General features: G+C 63.1%; 14 protein-coding genes and 2 pseudogenes. 9 read left to right on the forward strand and 7 right to left on the reverse strand.

Annotated elements, in window-relative coordinates; all coding sequences use genetic code 11:
• The first annotated feature begins 56 nt into the window (after nucleotides 1–56).
• From WP12_RS10735 to WP12_RS25810, 5 genes and pseudogenes are all read left to right on the forward strand, one after another.
• Nucleotides 57–1,103 carry a hypothetical protein gene (locus WP12_RS10735; protein WP_152663958.1) on the forward strand — a complete coding sequence of 349 codons (1,047 nt, stop codon included), beginning with the start codon at nucleotides 57–59 and terminating at the stop codon, nucleotides 1,101–1,103.
• Between the two features lie 255 nt (nucleotides 1,104–1,358).
• Nucleotides 1,359–2,447 carry a PepSY-associated TM helix domain-containing protein gene (locus WP12_RS10745; protein WP_046193696.1) on the forward strand — a complete coding sequence of 363 codons (1,089 nt, stop codon included), beginning with the start codon at nucleotides 1,359–1,361 and terminating at the stop codon, nucleotides 2,445–2,447.
• Nucleotides 2,444–3,859: a putative porin gene (locus tag WP12_RS10750; RefSeq protein ID WP_046193697.1), complete on the forward strand. Its 1,416-nt coding sequence runs from the start codon at nucleotides 2,444–2,446 to the stop codon at nucleotides 3,857–3,859. The genes WP12_RS10745 and WP12_RS10750 overlap by 4 nt, the downstream gene beginning before the upstream one ends.
• A 2-nt stretch (nucleotides 3,860–3,861) precedes the next feature.
• A complete protein-coding gene (locus WP12_RS10755; RefSeq protein ID WP_084691091.1) occupies nucleotides 3,862–5,073 on the forward strand; it encodes a carbohydrate porin in 1,212 nt (403 codons plus the stop codon).
• Between the two features lie 519 nt (nucleotides 5,074–5,592).
• Nucleotides 5,593–6,480 (forward strand): annotated as a pseudogene (locus tag WP12_RS25810) (IS110 family transposase); the annotation flags it as partial.
• A gap of 128 nt (nucleotides 6,481–6,608) precedes the next feature.
• Here WP12_RS25810 and WP12_RS26460 read toward each other — a convergent pair.
• The 6 genes and pseudogenes from WP12_RS26460 to bioB form a co-directional block, all read right to left on the reverse strand.
• A pseudogene (locus WP12_RS26460) lies at nucleotides 6,609–7,868 on the reverse strand (PBSX family phage terminase large subunit); the annotation flags it as partial.
• Nucleotides 7,865–8,251: a DUF5681 domain-containing protein gene (locus tag WP12_RS10770; RefSeq protein ID WP_046193700.1), complete on the reverse strand. Its 387-nt coding sequence runs from the start codon at nucleotides 8,249–8,251 to the stop codon at nucleotides 7,865–7,867. The gene WP12_RS10770 and the pseudogene WP12_RS26460, both read right to left, overlap by 4 nt.
• Nucleotides 8,248–9,156, reverse strand: a complete 909-nt coding sequence (locus tag WP12_RS10775) for a DNA-methyltransferase (protein WP_052730331.1) — start codon at nucleotides 9,154–9,156, stop codon at nucleotides 8,248–8,250. Before WP12_RS10775 ends, WP12_RS10770 begins: the two co-directional genes overlap by 4 nt.
• Nucleotides 9,140–9,589: a DUF2924 domain-containing protein gene (locus WP12_RS10780; RefSeq protein ID WP_046193701.1), complete on the reverse strand. Its 450-nt coding sequence runs from the start codon at nucleotides 9,587–9,589 to the stop codon at nucleotides 9,140–9,142. Before WP12_RS10780 ends, WP12_RS10775 begins: the two co-directional genes overlap by 17 nt.
• Entirely contained in the window at nucleotides 9,589–9,834 is a 246-nt protein-coding gene (locus tag WP12_RS10785; RefSeq protein WP_046193702.1) for a DUF3489 domain-containing protein, read from the reverse strand. The genes WP12_RS10780 and WP12_RS10785 overlap by 1 nt, the downstream gene beginning before the upstream one ends.
• A gap of 263 nt (nucleotides 9,835–10,097) precedes the next feature.
• Nucleotides 10,098–11,099 (reverse strand): biotin synthase BioB, encoded by a 1,002-nt coding sequence (gene bioB / locus WP12_RS10790; protein ID WP_046193703.1) that lies wholly within the window; start codon nucleotides 11,097–11,099, stop codon nucleotides 10,098–10,100.
• 119 nt (nucleotides 11,100–11,218) lie between these two features.
• Here bioB and WP12_RS10795 point away from each other — a divergent pair, with 119 nt between their 5' ends.
• The 4 genes from WP12_RS10795 to WP12_RS10810 are packed head-to-tail and all read left to right on the forward strand — an operon-like array spanning nucleotide 11,219 to nucleotide 15,846.
• A complete protein-coding gene (locus WP12_RS10795) occupies nucleotides 11,219–12,886 on the forward strand; it encodes a flavin-containing monooxygenase (RefSeq protein WP_046193704.1) in 1,668 nt (555 codons plus the stop codon).
• A gap of 4 nt (nucleotides 12,887–12,890) precedes the next feature.
• Nucleotides 12,891–14,198, forward strand: coding sequence for an acyl-CoA dehydrogenase family protein (locus WP12_RS10800; RefSeq protein ID WP_084691092.1), 1,308 nt, complete (start codon nucleotides 12,891–12,893; stop codon nucleotides 14,196–14,198).
• A gap of 9 nt (nucleotides 14,199–14,207) precedes the next feature.
• Nucleotides 14,208–14,978 carry an SDR family NAD(P)-dependent oxidoreductase gene (locus WP12_RS10805; RefSeq protein WP_046193706.1) on the forward strand — a complete coding sequence of 257 codons (771 nt, stop codon included), beginning with the start codon at nucleotides 14,208–14,210 and terminating at the stop codon, nucleotides 14,976–14,978.
• Nucleotides 14,979–15,000: 22 nt separating this feature from the next.
• On the forward strand, nucleotides 15,001–15,846 hold the full coding sequence (locus WP12_RS10810) for a 3-hydroxyacyl-CoA dehydrogenase family protein (protein ID WP_046193707.1): 846 nt from the start codon (nucleotides 15,001–15,003) through the stop codon (nucleotides 15,844–15,846).
• A 41-nt stretch (nucleotides 15,847–15,887) separates the two neighbouring features.
• Here the strand turns inward: WP12_RS10810 and WP12_RS10815 are convergent, their stop codons facing one another.
• Entirely contained in the window at nucleotides 15,888–16,661 is a 774-nt protein-coding gene (locus WP12_RS10815; protein ID WP_084691100.1) for an enoyl-CoA hydratase-related protein, read from the reverse strand.
• Nucleotides 16,662–16,665: the final 4 nt, after the last annotated feature.

The raw sequence follows: 16,665 nt of genomic DNA on the forward strand, positions 1-16,665 counted from the left end.
AAGCTTCCAGACATCGTTCGTAGGCGAGCGATGCGCGTGGAGGATCGGAGGACATAATGAAACTCGTTCGTCTCGCAGCGTTCGCCGGATTATTCTTTGCCGCAACTGCGGAAGCGCAGCCGGTTCCGAGCCCGCTTTATCGAATGGAAACAAGCGTAAGTCTGCTAAGCACCGACACCGACTGGGACTATGTGAAATTCCAGCCTGGCAGCGCCCGGTTGTTCATGGCGCGGATCAAGGACGGCCTGACGGTCTTCGACGCTGACACCAATCGATCGCTCGCGACGATAGCGAATTCGTCCGGTGCCAATGGTCCGTTGCTTTTGCCGGACCATAACCGCGGTTACGTCGCCATGGACGACGGATCGCTGCTTTCTTTCGAGCTGGACAGCCTAAAGCTGATCAACCGCGTCGTCCTCACAAAGGACGGCGGGCTCAACAGTGGAATATTGGATCGTGCCACGGGCCGGATCCACTTCATTACAAGCTCTCGCCCTGTGGAATCGACCTGGTTCACGCTGAATCCGGCGACGGGAAAATTGCTGAGCCAAATCCGTTTCCCTTTCCGCAAGATGGACGATCCGGCTGGTGATGATACGGGCCACCTCTTCGCGCCCGTTCGCTACGACCAGATGGTTCTGCAACTCGATGCCCGCACATTGCGGGAGCAGGCGCGATGGAAGGTCGGCTGCAATGTCTCGAAGCTTCGGTACGACAATCGGTCGCAGCGGCTCGTCGGCGCATGCGGTGGCGACCAGCCTTCGGTTTTCATCCTCGATCCGAAGATCGGCAAGGTTACGGCACGTGTGACGATCGGAAAGGGGATTGATGCAATGATCATCGATCGGACGCGTGAGCGGATCGTAACGAGCAACGGCGAAGGATCGATGACGATAATTCGCTACGACGGCGGTGATGGTCTCGACGTCATAGGCACGATCCCAACCCGGGTTGGCGCCCGGATGATGGATATCGATCAACGCACCGGGAAATTATATCTGGTGAGCGCAGATTCCACGATTTTCCCTACCAAGGATGGGGCAGAAGCTGTGACGCGTTACCACGACGATAGCTTTCGGGTCGAGGTCTACACCCCGCTCTAGGTGGTTGGATCGGTGAACGAGCGCCGAGATCGGTACCAGCTTGCTGACCCACAACATCCAGATCGGGGGAGCGGCCGCTCGCATACTCGTCATCGTATCGATCCCGAGTTGGCGACATGGCCGCTACTGGGCTGTTGCGGGTGCGATGACAAAGGGGAGAACCCATATGACTTTGCCGAAATACGCCTCGACGGCCCTCGCGGTGCTGTTGCTGACCGGCGCGGGCCACCGCATCACGACGGCCGCGCCACAGCCGTGACCGTGAAGGCAAAGACCACGCGCGGCGGGCCGCGGGCCGGGATCGTCAGGCTGCATCGCTGGCTGGGCCTCGTTGCGGCGGCCTTCTGGCTGCTGCAGGCGGTCACCGGCACCCTCATCGTCTTCCACTGGGAAATCCGCGATGCGGCGATCGGCGACACCCATCGCCCGACAGACCTTGCCGCCATTGAGCGCCGCCTGACCACGCTCGCACCGCCCGGAAGCGGCGCCGCGATCGGAACGATGTGGACGACCGCCGGCCTGCCCGACCGCTACGACATCTATTACACCGATGCGAAAGGCGAGGACCGTTCGGCGCGGATCATCGGCGACGGAACGGTCCTGGGCACGGACACCGCGACCGGCGGCGTGCTCGATACGATGGTCGGGCTCCATCACAACCTGCTCGCCGGCCCGACCGGCGACTGGATCCTCGCGATCACCGGAACGCTGCTGGCCAGCAACCTGATCGCCGGACTGGTGGCGGCGTGGCCGCACAAGGGAACATGGGCCGTCGCCCTGAAGCCGATCGGCAAGGGCAATGCCGCCGCCCGCCTCTACTCCTGGCATCGCGCGGTCGGCCTGTGGCTCGTGCTGCCCGCGCTGCTGATCGCGATCACCGGCACGCTGCTCAAATTTCCGGACGGCGTGGCAAACCTGCTTGGTTCGGCCAAGCCTAGCCTGCCGCCCGTTCCGGTCCGCGCCGCGCCGGTCGGCTTCGCCGTCGCGGTCGGTGCGGCGCTGAAGGCGCTCCCCGGCAGCGCGCTGGTATCGGTCAGCTTCCCGGAGACGAAAGACGCCACCTATATCGTCCTGCTCCGCACCCCCGAGGAGATGCGCAATGCCTATGGCGCCAGCCGGGTCCTGATCGACGCCAATGACGGAACGGTGCGCGGCAGCTTCCCGATCGTCGCGGCCTCGGTCGGCACGCAGGCCTCCAATGCCATCGTTCCCCTTCACACCGGACAGGCCGCGGGTCTCGTCGGCCGTCTGGTAATCCTCGCAACCGGGCTGGGCCTTATCGCCATGATCGTGACGGGTCCGCTGCTCTGGGCTCGTCGCCGCAAGAAGAGAAGAAGAACATGACCCCCAAGATCTCCACCCTGCTGTCCCTGCCGCTTCCGGTGCTCGCGCTCGTCGCGGCGATGCCGGCATCGGCCCAGACAAATACCCCCGCCAGCCGGGTCGAGCTGCTGGAGCGTGAGCTTGCCGCCCAAAAGGATCGGATCTCGCGGCTCGAGGCGCTGGTCGAACGGCAGAATGCCGCGCTCGAACGCCTCGCGCCACCCCAGCAGCTGGCCGCCGGCCCGCAGGCGTCGCTGCCGCCCGTGGTCGCCGTCGCGCCGCCGCCGCCATCGTGCGCGGCGCATGCGCCGCTTTCGGCGCTCGCCGTGGTCGCCCCGGTCACCGCCGCCCAGGCGCCCATCGGGCTCGCCACCTTTGCCGGCTCCGGTGCGCCGTCGAAGGACGTGTTCCGCATTCCCGGCCTCGACGTCAGCGGTGACGTCCGCGTGCGCGAGGAGTTCAACTGGTCCGACAAGGACGCCCGCAGCCGCACCCGCAGCGTGCTGCGCGCCCGGTTGCGCGCCACCTATCAGATCACCAGGACCCTGTCGGTCGGCGGGCAGCTCGCCACCGGCGATCCCGATGATCCCAATTCGACCGACATCCCCCTGACCGGCTTCGACGACGATCTCGAGCCGTCGCTCGACCAGGCCTGGATCCGCTACAAGGCCGGCGGGCTGACCGCCTATGCCGGCAAATTCCCCAGCCTGTTCCGGCGCACCGACATGATCTGGGACGGCGACGTCGTCCCCGAGGGCGCCGGGGCCAGCTACAGCGTCAAGCTCGGCGACCGCGCGACCTTCGACGCCCACGCCACCTATTTCATCATCGACGAGGCCCCGGCCGGCCGCGACAGCGACATGCTGGGCTTCCAGGGCGTGTTGCAGACACCGATCGGCAGCGCGTTCAAGCTGATGCTGGCGGGCGCCTATTATGATTACAGCCTGGACTCGGTCGCGGGCGCCGATGCCGGCGATTTCCGCAGCAACCTGATCGTCAACGGCCGCTATCTCTCCGACTTCCGCCTGCTCAACGGCCTCGCCGTCGCCACCTGGACCGGGCTCGGCGAACGCTGGCCGCTGTCGCTGTCGGGCGATTATGTCCGCAACCTCGGCGCCAGGGTGTCCGCCGATACCGGTTTCAATATCGAGTTCAGCGTCGGCCGTACCGCGCACAAGGGGGACTGGCGGTTGTTTTTCAACTATTCCGAGGTCGAGGTGGGTGCGGTGTTCGCGGCCTTCTCGCATGACAATCTCGGCATCGCGACCAATTACCGGATGCACGGCGCGAGCGTCGGCTATGTCCCGGCCGAGAATGTCCTGCTGGACGCGACCTTCTACCATTATCGCCCGCTCGACAGCCTTTATGCCGGCGCAAACCAGCCGCGCGACTGGCTCAACCGGGTTCGTCTCAACATGATGTTGAGCTTCTGACGATGCTCGCCGCCGCCCTGCTGGCCTCAACCGCGGCGGTCGCCGCAACCGGCGATCTGCCGCAACCGACGCGGCACGCCCATTCGTACACTCATGCCGAAGGCGAGATCGACGAGGTACAGGGTCCGATCCTGCTGGAGACGACCTATACCGGCGAGGTGATCGGGGTCGCCGCCGGCGGGGTGCGGCGCGGCACCCGCTATCTCGACAATCTCGACATCGTGCTGGAGGCCGATCTGGTGGCGGTGGCCGGATGGCGCGGGGCGATGCTCCACGTCTACGGCCTCTACAACAACGGCACGTCGGTCTCAGACCTGGCCGGCGATGCACAGGCCGCGAGCAACATCGAGACCGGCGATCGCGCGCTGCGCCTCTACGAGGCGTGGATCGACCAGAAGCTGGGATCCCATGCCTCGGTCAAGGTCGGCCGCTACGACCTCAACTCCGAGTTCGACGCCCTGGAAACCTCCGGCCTGTTCCTCGGCAGCGCGCATGGCATCGGCACCGACATCAGCCAGACCGGGCTGAGCGGCCCGTCGATCTTTCCGAAGACGTCGCTGGCCGCGCGGCTGGAGGTTCGGCCGGCGGACGGCTGGGCGGTGCGCGCCGCGATCCTCGACGGGGTGGCCAACCGCATCGATTTTCCGCCCTCCGCGCTGCGCAAGGACGGGGCGCTGCTGATCGGCGAGGCCGAGCTGCCGGTGCTCGGCGGCCGGATGCTGATCGGCCACTGGCATTATACCGCCCGGTTCGATGCCCATGACGGCCGGCGCGAACGCGGCAATGGTGGTGTCTATCTGCGCGGCGAAGCGCCGATCGCCTCGGGCCCCGCCGGCACGCTCGCGGGCTTCTTCCGCCTCGGCACCGCCAATGGCCGGCTCAACATGTTCGATCGCTTCGCCAGCGCGGGGATGAAGCTGACCGGCTGGCTGGATGGCCGTGACGAGGATGAGCTCGGCCTCGCCGTCGCCACCGCCTTCACAGCGCGTGACTATCGCCTCGCCCAAGGCAGCGGAAAAGCCGAAACCGCCATCGAGCTGACCTACCGCGCGCCGATCGCGCCGTGGCTCAGCGTCCAGCCCAATGTCCAATATGTCCGCAACCCGTCCGCCGATCCGACGATCGCCGACGCGTTGGTGCTGGGCCTGCGCTTCGAGACGAGCTTCCGCCTGATCGGGTCGACCGGCGAAACCGCCGGTCAATCGTTGCTGTAGCTGATCGTCGTCATGTGATGGACGCGCGCGACATCTTCGCCGCTCATCTTGCGCGCCACATCCTCTTGCGTGCTCGCGACGAGGATATACCGGCCCTTGCCCCCATCGGGACGGTAAACCGCTCAGCGGCATCGGTCAGCACCTCCTTCTTCCAGCGCCTGGGTGAGAAACTGTCATTATCACAATTCACGCACTTTAGCCGGGAATGGCTACCGTTCAGTGATGGATGACTAAGCGAGCTTGGATTTGTTTTCGCTCCGGTGATCTCGCCGAAGTTGACCAATATACTTCACATCTGACTTGCCTGCCCTGAAGCGAGCAATCAGTCCCGTGCTCCCGCAATACTCGGGAGCGGGGCGTCAGAACCTCTCTGAGACAAACTCGGTCGAACCATTTCGGCCGGGTGGCATGCGCGCATGTCCAGCCGGTTCGCCGGTAAAGATCCCATGATGAGAGTTGGATAGCGGCCTGAAGGAGATCAGAGTCGGCTTGCTACCAACCGCTCTGAAAGGATTTGCCATGTCAGCAGACCCGATCTCACCGCCTGCCGCCATCCGAGTTGATCTTGGCGCAATTTTCGTTTCGCTGGAACTGTCGAAATCGACGTGGCTGGTGACTTCGCTGTCCCCAGGTAGCGAGAAGATGTCCCGTCACTCGGTAGTGGGCGGCGACATGTCAGCGTTGCTCGCCTGTCTGGATGCCCTGCGCGACAAAGCACAGGCCCGTGAAGGCCAACGCTATCCGGTGATCGTTATTCAGGAAGCGGGACTCGATGGCTTCTGGATTCATCGCGCCCTGGCGTCGGAAGATTGGGTCACCAGCCATGTGGTCGACGCCGCTTCGATTGCGGTGTCGCGCCGACACCGGCGGGCGAAGACTGACAGGATCGATGGCGAGACGCGGGTTCGTACTTTGATGGCGTGGACGCGCGGTGAGCCAAGGGTGTGCTCGATGGTTCGCGTGCCAACAATAGAGGAAGAGGATCGTCGACGGATCGGACGAGAACGCAAGGCGCTGGTCAAGGAGCGCACGCTGCACACGAACCGCATCAAAGGTCTGCTCTTCAGTGTCGGTATTCGGGGTTATGAACCCAACCGGCGAGACCGGCGCGAGCGCCTGGGGGACCTGCAGACGAGCGACGGCCAGCCACTGCCTTTGCATCTCAAGGCGCAGCTCAATCGCGAGCTCGACCGACTCGAGCTGCTCAGCGAACAGATCCGGTGCGTTGAGGCCGAGCGTGACGATATGTCCGAGACTTCGCCGCAGGCGATGCTCGCCACCCTCAAGGGCATAGGGCCGGAGTTCGCGAGCGTCCTCGCCAACGAGGGACTGTTTCGGCACTTCGATAACCGCCGCCAGATCGCAGCCTGGACGGTCTGGTATCGGCCGAATCCATACGATGGCGGAGTAAGACCGGGGTGCTGCAGAGCATTCTGGCCAAACTGAAATCCATTCGTGACCCTCATAACCCGGGGGCCGGCGCTGGCCGATGTGTAATCGGGCCTCACCACTTTCCGCGCTCCCTCCAGCGCATAGCGCAGCGCATCGATCACGTGGTTGTTCCGATCTGAGAGTTCGGGAAGGATGCTCCCGGTCAGCTTGTCGATCTTCCAACTATACAACGCCAGCTCGTCGATGAGGTGCCTGCAGCGAGGATGCACGACAATGTCGTAACCTTTGAGGAAGGTCACACCCTCCTCAATCGAGCCCGGGCCCTTCAGCGCACGCCGCATATTAAATCCATATGCTCGGACCATATGTGAGATAATCTCCTGGCGCGCGCTGTCTGCGGTGATCGGATACAGCAGCGCGCCCGGTACACCCATGTGGAGGAAGGGATTCTCCCAGCGCGGCGACTGACGACTGTCGCTTCCGGCGAACAATGCTGGCGTTTCGTCGATCTCGCACCTGACCTTATAGGCTTCATGATCAACGAAAAGGCACCGTCCATCGGGATCGGCGACGACCTCGCTGGCATAGGGCTCGCCTGCCCAACGGCCGATAAAGCATCGCACCAGCACGGCCGGATCGACGGCATAGCCCCAGTCTGCGCCAAAATAGAGCGCCGCGTCATCCGGCGCCTCGAAGGGGGCAACTCTCCACTTGTCGAATACCCGCGCTTCGCTGCGCACAAGATATTCGCCATTCCAGATATGCGCGTATTTCTCGGGATCCCGGTCCTGGTCGAACTCCATGTCGCGGTGCAGGACTTCTGGAAACCACTTGTTGTCGCGCCAATGGACCGCGAGCACGATCGAGCCGGGCGGGCGTGTGGCGGGGTCGCGGAATATCGCATCGACCGGGTCATGCGGATAGCGGGGGTTGTAACTCCACCAGATTTCGGAGCCCTCCCGACGGATGGTCGGCACAAGCGCGTCGATCGAGATCTTGCCGACAGTCGCCGCTTCTTCGACCCAAACCAAAGTGTAGCCTTCAAGCGACTTGATGGCGCTGTCTTTGCCCTTCAACCCCATAAAGCTGAAGATCGAGCCGTTCGCGCCGCGGATTTCCTTCTCGGTCACGGTGAAGAAGCCACTGCCACCGGCTCCCAATCCCAAACGATCGATGACATCCTCGAGCAGCTTCTTCGAGCTATCGCGGATCGAGTTCTGGAACTCGCGGGTGCACAGGATCCGCTCCTTGTTGAGCCATGCACGCTCGATCAGCTTGTGAGCGATCGTCCACGACTTGCCGCCACCGCGCCCGCCGTATAGAACCCGGTGACGGACGTTCGAGCGATCTTCGGCGCGGGGCACGTCGAGCCACGCGGCCCATGCGGGCAAATCGACCTTCATGATTTCTTCTCCCAAAGTTCTGCCGGCGGTGGAGCAATGCTGGACCCTTCCGCTTGGTGATAGGTCACCTTCATGTGCGCCATCTCCTGCTCGAAGAAGCGCGGCGCGTGTTTCTCGACCAGGCCGATCATCATGATCAGCTCACGCGGCGAGCCAGTCGTCATCATATGGACGAACCGCTCCATCATTATTTCCGCCGCCTTCATCGAGACGACCTGATCGCCGCGTTTGATCTTGCGGCGGCGATTGAGCGCCTGGCCGAGGATTTCGGGAAGGGAGAGCGTGCCGGTGCGTTTCTTCCCTCCCGCAGCAGCTTTGTTGCCCGGGCCGAACTGATGGCTGCGTGGCGGCTTGCGGTAGCCGACTTCATATTCGTCACTCATTTGGCTTCTCCGTTGTCGGTACGGCGTCGTATGATGTGGCCTGTCCAGGCGTTGACTGGCTCGATGCCTGTGACGTCGCAAAAGCGACGGAGCGTCACATCGGCGTAGTGGGGATCAAGCTCCATCGCAGCGCCCAACCGTCCGGTGCGTTCGGCGGCAACCAGCGTCGTGCCGGAGCCCGCGAACACGTCCAGCACCAGGCCGCCGCGCTTTGAGCAATCGAGCATGGCGTCGGCCACCAACGCGACGGGTTTGACTGTCGGATGCATCGCGAGCTGCTCGGCCCGGCCCTTCTGAAAGCTGTTCATGCCGGGCATCATCCAAACGTTCGAACGATTGCGACCGTGCTTACCCAGCTCGATATTGTTGATGTGGGGAGCGGTTCCCGCCTTGAAGACGGCCACCAGTTCGTGCTGCGAGCGGTACAGGGAGCCCATGCCACCCTGGCTTTTGACCCAGCAGCATATGTTCTTGAGTTCGGAATAGACCTCACCGGCTTTCAGCATGATGCCCAGGCCACGCCAGTCCATGCAGGAAAAGTGCATCGATCCGTCGACGCTGAAATTGATCAGCTGCTGAAATGCAGCGCGCAGGAAGCTCTCGAATTCGCCGTCGCTCATTTCACCCGAGCCCATGACGAACTCGCGGTGGCGCACCTTGCCGGCCTTGATATCAGCAAGCAGCATCTTGAGGGCAGGGCGGTCCATATTGCCGCCCGACAGTCCACCGTCATCATAGGCATCGCGAACGAGCTTCCAGCCCTCATGGCGCTGGCTGGCGATATAGGCGTCACACGCCTCGCGCTGGGCATCGAGGCTGTTGAACTCCTGCTCCAGTCCCTTCTCATCGGATTTGCGGGTATAAACCGCGCAGCGGATGACCTTGTTGTCAGCTGGCCGGCGCATCGAATTTCTCCTTCAGACCGAAGAAGCGCGGACCCGACCATGCCGCACCAGTTATTTCGCGCGCAATTGGGGTGAGCGATCGGTAATGGCGATCCTGAAACTGGAAGCCGTCTTCCAGCACCAGGACATGGTAGACGGTGCCATGCCATTGGCGGACCAGCTTGGTCCCCGGTTTGAGCTGGCGCTGCTTGCCGAGATCGATGTCACCGCTCTCGTGAAGCTGCTTGGCCAGGCGCTTCAACTCGCGGCTGGTGGCTGGCGCCAGCCCGCCGCGAACGCGCTCCTGCATCTTCCATGCGACGGCGCGGCCGGCGAGATCGCGACCCAGACCGGTCGGCATCAGCTGGCCCTTATGATATTTCCGCCATTCGGTGCGGAGCTGGGCCTGCGACAATGTCGCAAGCCCAGCCAGTTGTTCATCAAGGCTCGCCATCAGTTGGCCAGCCGATAGGAGGTCTCGCCGGTCCGGCGGGTTTCTTTGATCAAGTCCTTCTTCTTCCGGACGCCCGACAGGAAGGCCCGAGCGCTATGTGGCTGCCAGTGGGTTGCCTCCATGATCTCGGCCAGCGAGGCACCGCGGTTGCGCGAGAGTAGTTTGGTGACGATCGCGGTTTTGGAAGGGCGGGCAGGGGCGGGAGCTTGGGCTAAGTTTTCAGTGGTCGGCTGGATATCTTCCATGGTGGTTCTCCACGGGCGCGCATAATTGCGTCCCACCACCCAGAGCCCCGTCGGTCAGTCCGATCAGGGCCGCAGCGCCCTGCATCCGGGGCGCGATTCTATGCAGCACCAATGCTCTGGTTTGAACGGAAGTCGACCGATATTTTCCTTCAACGTCGCGGGCTCAGCGCATCTTCGATAGCGCTGCTATAATTGTAGCACAAAGGCGCTTTGCGATTAACGCAGGGCTATCTCGTTGCGAACGGTGCTGGAGGCGCGCCTTCTCAGACTGACCTTCCGAAACCCAGCTTGCCGAACAGCTTCGCATCGGCGTCGCTGCCCTGGTTGCCCGTGGTCAGCAGCCGGTCGCCGGTGAAGATCGAATTGGCGCCGGCGAGGAAGCAGAGCGCCTGGGTCGCGTCACTCATGCTCTCGCGGCCGGCCGACAGGCGGACGACCGAGCCGGGCATGGTGATGCGCGCGACCGCGACGGTGCGGACGAACTCGATATCGTCGATCCGCGCCTCGGGCAGCCCTTCGAGCATGTCGCCGAGTGGGGTGCCCTTGACCGGCACCAACGCGTTGATCGGCACGCTGCCGGGATGTTCGGGCAGGGTAGCGAGCGCGTGGAGGAAGCCGACCCGGTCGGCGCGGTCCTCGCCCATGCCGACGATGCCGCCGCTGCACACGTTGATTCCCGCCTTGCGGACGCGCTCGAGCGTGTCGAGCCGGTCGTCGAAGGTGCGGGTGGTGACGACCTTGTCATAATATTCGCGCGAGCTGTCGATGTTGTGGTTGTAGTAATCGAGCCCGGCGTCGGCGAGGCGATCGGTCTGGTCGTCGCTGAGCATGCCCAGCGTCATGCAGGTCTCCAGCCCCATCGCCTTGACCCCTTCGACCATCGCGACAATCGTATCCATGTCGCGGTCCTTCGGGGAGCGCCAGGCGGCGCCCATGCAGAAGCGCTCGGAGCCGGCGGCCTTCGCCTCGGCGGCGGCCTCCAGCACTTCCTGCACCTGCATCAGCTTGATCGCCTTTAGGTCGGTATCGTTACCCGCGGCCTGGCTGCAATAGCCGCAATTCTCCGCGCAGCCGCCGGTCTTGATCGACAGCAGGGTCGACAGCTGGACAGCGTTGGGATCGTGGAACTGGCGGTGCACGCCCTGCGCCTGCCACAGCAAATCGTTGAACGGCAGGTCGAATAGCGCCCGAACCTCTTCGCGGGTCCAGTCGTTGCGCGCTTGACGCGCCGGACATATTTCCTGAAGCCGAGCCGGCGTCGCCATCGCATTCTCCTCAAACCAAAACTCTATTTACAGAACTTGCTTGCGTAGAGCAAATTTGATGAGTAGCTAATCGGATAGGTGGCGGGCACGCCACGGCGCAAGATAAACTGAGAGGATCTATGCCAACGCCGACTTCAGGGCCCGATGGTCACTCCGAGCGCGCCGTCGATTATGACGTGGTGATCATCGGTGCCGGCTTCGGCGGTTTACGTGCATTTCACGAGATGACGCAGCTTGGCCTGTCGGTCCGGATCGTAGAGGCGGGGAGCGACGTCGGCGGAACCTGGCACTGGAATCGCTATCCGGGGGTCCGCACCGATTCCGAATCGTGGACCTATTGCTATTCCTTCTCAGACATCCTGATGCAGGAATGGAGCTGGCCCGAAAAGATGGCCAGCGGCGAGCAGGTCCAGGCCTATCTCGCCTTCGTGGCTGATCGCCTCGATATCCGGCGCCACATCGATTTTGGCCATCGGGTCGATGCCGTCCGGTATGATGGTGACGCCAACATATGGACAGTAACCGGGCAGACCGGCCTTAGCTACCGCAGCCGCTTCGTGATCACTGCTGTGGGTCTGCTGACCAAGGTCTACGATCCGCCCTTTCCGGGGCTCGAGAAGTTTAAGGGCGACTATTACCTGTCAGCGCGATGGCCTGACGAACGTATCGACTTCACGGGAAAGCGGGTTGCTGTGATAGGCACCGGATCGACCGGCATACAGATCTTGCCCATCGTCGCTCTCGAAGCCGAGCAAGTTACACTGTTCCAGCGCACTGCCAATTATGTGCTGCCGGCGCGCAACAATCCGATCAGCGCCGAAGAGCAGCGGGCCATCAAGAAGAATTATGAGAGGATCTGGAGCGAGGTGCGGAACCAAGTCTTTGCCTTCGCGATGCCAAGTCCCGGACGGTTGCACGACGATGTGACGGACGCCGAACGCCATGCCATCCTGGAAGCGGGGTGGGAGACGGGCGGCTTCCATTATCTGTTCGATACTTTTGATGACGTGATGGTCGACGAGCGCAGTAACGAGGCGGCCTCGGAATTCGTGCGCCAGAAAATTCGGGCGATTGTCAAGGATCCTGCCACAGCCGAAAAGCTGAGCCCTAACTATCCAATCGGAGCCAAGCGAACCGCACTGGGGCATGGCTATTATGAGACTTTCAATCGCGAGAATGTGTCGCTCGTCGATATTTCTGAGGATCCGATTGTCGAGATCACTTCCGACGGCGTGCGAACCGCCGGCGCTGCTTATGATTTCGACATATTAATATTCGCGCTGGGCTTCGATGCGGCGACGGGCGCGCTCAACGACATCGAGGTGCGCGGAAGGGACGGAATACTGTTGCGCGACAAGTGGCAAGCGGGGCCTCGCACTGCCCTTGGCGTCGCAGTGGACGGTTTTCCGAACCTCTTCATGGTATCGGGCCCGCAGGCGCCCTTCGCTAATATCCCTCCGATCACCGAAGCGGCCGCCACCTGGATCGGGCGGGCCGTGAAGACCGCACTGCAGTCAACAGAACTCTATATCGAGGCATCGCCCGAGGAGGTCCAGGCATGGACCGATCACATCACGACATTGCTCGACGCTACCCTGCTGGCGAAGGTCGGCGGTCTGACGTCGTGGTTCCTGGGCTCGAACATACCCGGCAAGCCACGCAGCCCGCTGTTCCACTTCGGTGGCGCCAACCGCTATTTCGACGAGCTTCGGGAGTCCGCCGAGAGCGGCTTCCCGGGCTTCACGATCGCGCGATCCGGATCGCGCGTCTCGTCTGACAGGAGATAGATCCGTGGACCTCACTCAAAGCCCTAGAAGCGTCGCGCTTGCCGAACGGCTGCGCGACTTTATGGCTAAGCATGTTTACTCGAATGAGCGGCGCTTCTTCCTCGAGGCCGAGCGGCTCGGCCCTTGGGCGCTTTATCCGGTCGTCGATGAGATCAAGGCCAAAGCCAAGGCAGCGGGCTTATGGAACCTATTCCTGCCCGGCCATGAGGTAGAAGGTGGGCTGACCAATCTCGAATATGCGCCGCTGTGCGAAATCATGGGGCGCAGCCTGTTCGCGCCGGAACTGTTCAACTGTTCGGCGCCCGACACGGGTAACATGGAAACCATTCTGCGCTACGGCACGGAGGCGCAGAAGGCCCGCTGGTTGGACCCGCTACTGGCGGGCGAGACGCGTTCCGCCTTTGCGATGACCGAACCCGAGGTCGCATCGTCCGATGCGACGAATATAGGCAGCTCCATCGTCCGCGATGGCGACAGCTACATACTGAATGGCCGGAAATGGTATACCACTGGGGCGACCCATCCGCGCTGCAGCATCATCATCTTCATGGGAAAGAGCGATCCCGACGGCGCCGATGTCTATCGCCGCCAGTCGATGATCCTGGTGCCGCCGGAGACACCCGGTGTCACTGTAATTCGCGCTTTGCCCGTGATGGGCTTCTACGGCGTTCCCGATCGCGCGTCCGAGGTTCTGTTCGATAACGTCCGCGTCCCCGCAGACAATATGCTGCTCGGCGAAGGACGTGGCTTCGAGATAGCGCAGGGGCGTCTTGGCCCCGGCCGGATCCATCACTGCATGCGGCTGATTGGCCTTGCCGAACGCGTTCTAGAACAGATGTGCCGTCGCGCGGAGCAGCGCGAGGCATTCGGCCGGACACTGGCCGAACAGACCGTCACGCTTGAACGCATCGCGCAGTCACGCGTCGCGATCGAACAGGCGCGGCTGCTGACTCTGAAAGCGGCCATGATGATGGATACGGTGGGCAATAAGGCAGCGCGGCAGGAGATCGCGATGATCAAGGTTGCGGCGCCGTCGATGGTTCAGCAGGTCATCGATCACGCGATCCAGATGTTCGGCGGTGGCGGCACCAACAACGATCATTTCCTGACGACGGCGTTCGCGACCGCCCGTCTGCTGAGGCTGGCCGACGGACCCGACGAGGTGCACCGCAATCAGATAGCCAAGCTGGAGCTTCGTCGCCATCGCGAACAGGACCCGGCATTGACCGGCGGCGACAGCAAGCCGTTGACTATCGTCGAGGCTCGCGCCTCCGGTGCCGATGGGCTCTGGCCGCGCCCGTCCGCGGCCTGAGGCTGCATAATGTTCGATATCAGGGGGCTCGGCGCGGTCGTAACCGGATCGTCACGCGGCATCGGGAAGGCGATCGCGGAAGCCCTCGCCGCCCAAGGCGCGAACGTCGTCATATCCTCGCGCAAGCAAGGCGCCTGCGACGAGGCCGCGGCGCAGATCAATGCCCGTGGCGGCGGCAGGGCTTTCGCCGTTGCCGCCGGAATAGGTGAACGTTCCGCAGTGGAGACGCTGATCGCGCAGGCGCAGACTCTCGTCGGCAAGGTCGATATCCTGGTCTGCAACGCGGCGACCAACCCGTTTTATGGATCGATGCGCGACATCAGCGACGCGCAGTTCGAAAAAGTGCTGCGCAACAATGTGCTGTCAACGCACTGGTTGGCGCAGTTGGTGGCGCCAGGCATGATCGAGCGCCGTGACGGAGCGATCATCATAATTTCGTCGATCGGCGGGTATCGCGGCTCAGCGTCGATCGGCGCCTATAATATATCGAAGGCGGCGGATTTTCAGCTGGCGCGTAATCTGGCGATCGAACTGGGGCCGCATAATGTTCGGGTGAACTGCGTGGCGCCAGGGCTGATCCGTACCGACTTCGCCCGCGCACTCTGGGAAGATCCGGACAATCTCGCCCGAGCGCTAACCGGAACGCCGCTCGGCCGTATCGGCGAACCCGATGATATTGCGGGAACGGTGGCGTTCCTGGCCTCGCCCGCGGCGCGCTACATCACCGGTCAGACCATCGTGGTCGATGGCGGCAACACCATCGCACCGCTCGGACTTTGACCCTAAATACGAAAGGCATCGGATGAGCGAGACGATAGGCGTGGTCGGCGCCGGGCTTATGGGTGGAGAGATCGCGCTGGTTTTCGCACTCGCCGGTCATCGGGTGCTGCTCAACGATCGAGACCAAGATGTCCTCGATCGTGCTAAGACCCGGCTTTCGACGCTTTTGCAAAAGGGCGTCGAACGCGGTTTCTATTCCGCCGATGATATCTGCCCCGCGCTGGAACGCATATCGTTCGTCACCGATATCGCCACATTTGCCGAAGCGGACATGGTAACCGAAGCGGTCTTCGAGGCGCAGGAGGTAAAAGCCGCGGTTCTTGAGCGGCTTGGCCAGGTTTGCCGCCACGATTGCGTGATCGCGTCCAACACATCGACAATCCCGATCTCCTCGCTTGCGGCGTTGCTGCCTTCCGAACGCCGGCCCTATTTTATCGGCACCCATTATTTCTCGCCGGTGTCGCGCATGAAGCTCGTCGAGGTGATCCCGGGTTTCGAGACGGCCGAAACGACGACCGAAGCTGCGATGCGGCTCACGGCATCGGCCGGCAAGACGCCGATCCGCGTCAAGGACGTTGCGGGTTTCGCGGTCAATCGCATGTTGCACATGTTCATGATCGAGGCGGTGCGCCTCGTCGAGGAGGGCGTCGCGACGCCGGAGGACATCGATACGGCATGCCAGCTGGGGCTGGGGCACCCGATCGGCCCGTTCGCGCTGATGGATGCCGTAACCTCCAGCCTGTGCGTGCAGGCACAGGAAATTATGCAGGAGGCCTATGGCGAGCGCTTCCGGCCACCGCCGCTGCTTAAGCAGCGGGTCCGTGCCGGGTTCGTTGGCGGCAAGGGCCGGCCGGGCTGGCGCCGCTAGAAAGGGCTTCCAGGACTGCCTATGCGGCAAATGAGGTCGCTTTAGCGGCCGACCCATTTCGGAGCGCGCTTCTCGATGAAGGCACGCGGCCCTTCGGCGAAATCCTCGGTCAGCATGAGGCGGCGCTGGGCTGTATCGCCGAGCGCTCTGAGCGAGGCATCGGACAGGTCCTGGCTGCGACGAGCGATGGCCAGGCTTTCGGTCACGGCCAGCGGCGCGTTCGCGGCGATCGTTTCGGCCATTTCGAGCGCGGCGTCGACAACGCCGCCCTTCGGCGCGAGCCTGTTGACCATGCCCAATTGCCAAGCCCGTTGCGCGGAAATCGGTTTGGCGGTGGCGATCATCTCCAGCGCGACTGCACGGGGCAGGGCGCGTGGCAGGCGGTAGAGACCGCCGGCCGCCGCCGCCAGGCCGCGCGTGACTTCGGGCAGGCCGAACGAGCCGTCCTCGGACGCCACGATCATGTCGCATGACAATGCGAGCTCGCATCCGCCTGCCACGGCGATTCCCTCGACCGCCGCGACCCAGGGTTTCGTGCGGTCGGCATGAGTCAGGCCGGCGAGGCCGCCCCGAAGCGTATACAGATGCTCGAGGCGGCCGTTGGCGACCACCTTTAGGTCGGCGCCGGCGCAGAAGACCTTTCCGCCGGCTCCCGTTAGGATCACGCAGCGTACCGATGAATCATGCTCGCTGTCATGGACGATCGCGTCGAGTTGCCGGGTAACCTCTTCGCTTATCGCGTTGCGCGCTTCGGGCCGGTCGATCGTGACGAGAAGAATGTGATCGCCCCGGCGCTCGCTCCGTACGAATTCCATGCTT

Origin of the sequence: Sphingomonas sp. SRS2, assembly GCF_000971055.1 — a bacterium.
In the GTDB taxonomy this organism is placed as follows: Bacteria; Pseudomonadota; Alphaproteobacteria; order Sphingomonadales; family Sphingomonadaceae; genus Rhizorhabdus.

Bases quoted from the DNA above. Each gene is read 5' to 3' on its own strand.
- WP12_RS10735 (WP_152663958.1), top strand. From the start codon at position 57: ATGAAACTCGTTCGTCTCGCAGCGTTCGCCGGATTATTCTTTGCCGCA.
- WP12_RS10805 (WP_046193706.1), top strand. From the start codon at position 14,208: ATGTTCGATATCAGGGGGCTCGGCGCGGTCGTAACCGGATCGTCACGC.
- WP12_RS10795 (WP_046193704.1), top strand. From the start codon at position 11,219: ATGCCAACGCCGACTTCAGGGCCCGATGGTCACTCCGAGCGCGCCGTC.
- WP12_RS10775 (WP_052730331.1), bottom strand. From the start codon at position 9,156: ATGCGCCGGCCAGCTGACAACAAGGTCATCCGCTGCGCGGTTTATACC.
- WP12_RS10755 (WP_084691091.1), top strand. From the start codon at position 3,862: ATGCTCGCCGCCGCCCTGCTGGCCTCAACCGCGGCGGTCGCCGCAACC.
- WP12_RS10810 (WP_046193707.1), top strand. From the start codon at position 15,001: ATGAGCGAGACGATAGGCGTGGTCGGCGCCGGGCTTATGGGTGGAGAG.
- WP12_RS10770 (WP_046193700.1), bottom strand. From the start codon at position 8,251: ATGAGTGACGAATATGAAGTCGGCTACCGCAAGCCGCCACGCAGCCAT.
- WP12_RS10750 (WP_046193697.1), top strand. From the start codon at position 2,444: ATGACCCCCAAGATCTCCACCCTGCTGTCCCTGCCGCTTCCGGTGCTC.
- WP12_RS10785 (WP_046193702.1), bottom strand. From the start codon at position 9,834: ATGGAAGATATCCAGCCGACCACTGAAAACTTAGCCCAAGCTCCCGCC.
- bioB (WP_046193703.1), bottom strand. From the start codon at position 11,099: ATGGCGACGCCGGCTCGGCTTCAGGAAATATGTCCGGCGCGTCAAGCG.
- WP12_RS10815 (WP_084691100.1), bottom strand. From the start codon at position 16,661: ATGGAATTCGTACGGAGCGAGCGCCGGGGCGATCACATTCTTCTCGTC.
- WP12_RS10780 (WP_046193701.1), bottom strand. From the start codon at position 9,589: ATGGCGAGCCTTGATGAACAACTGGCTGGGCTTGCGACATTGTCGCAG.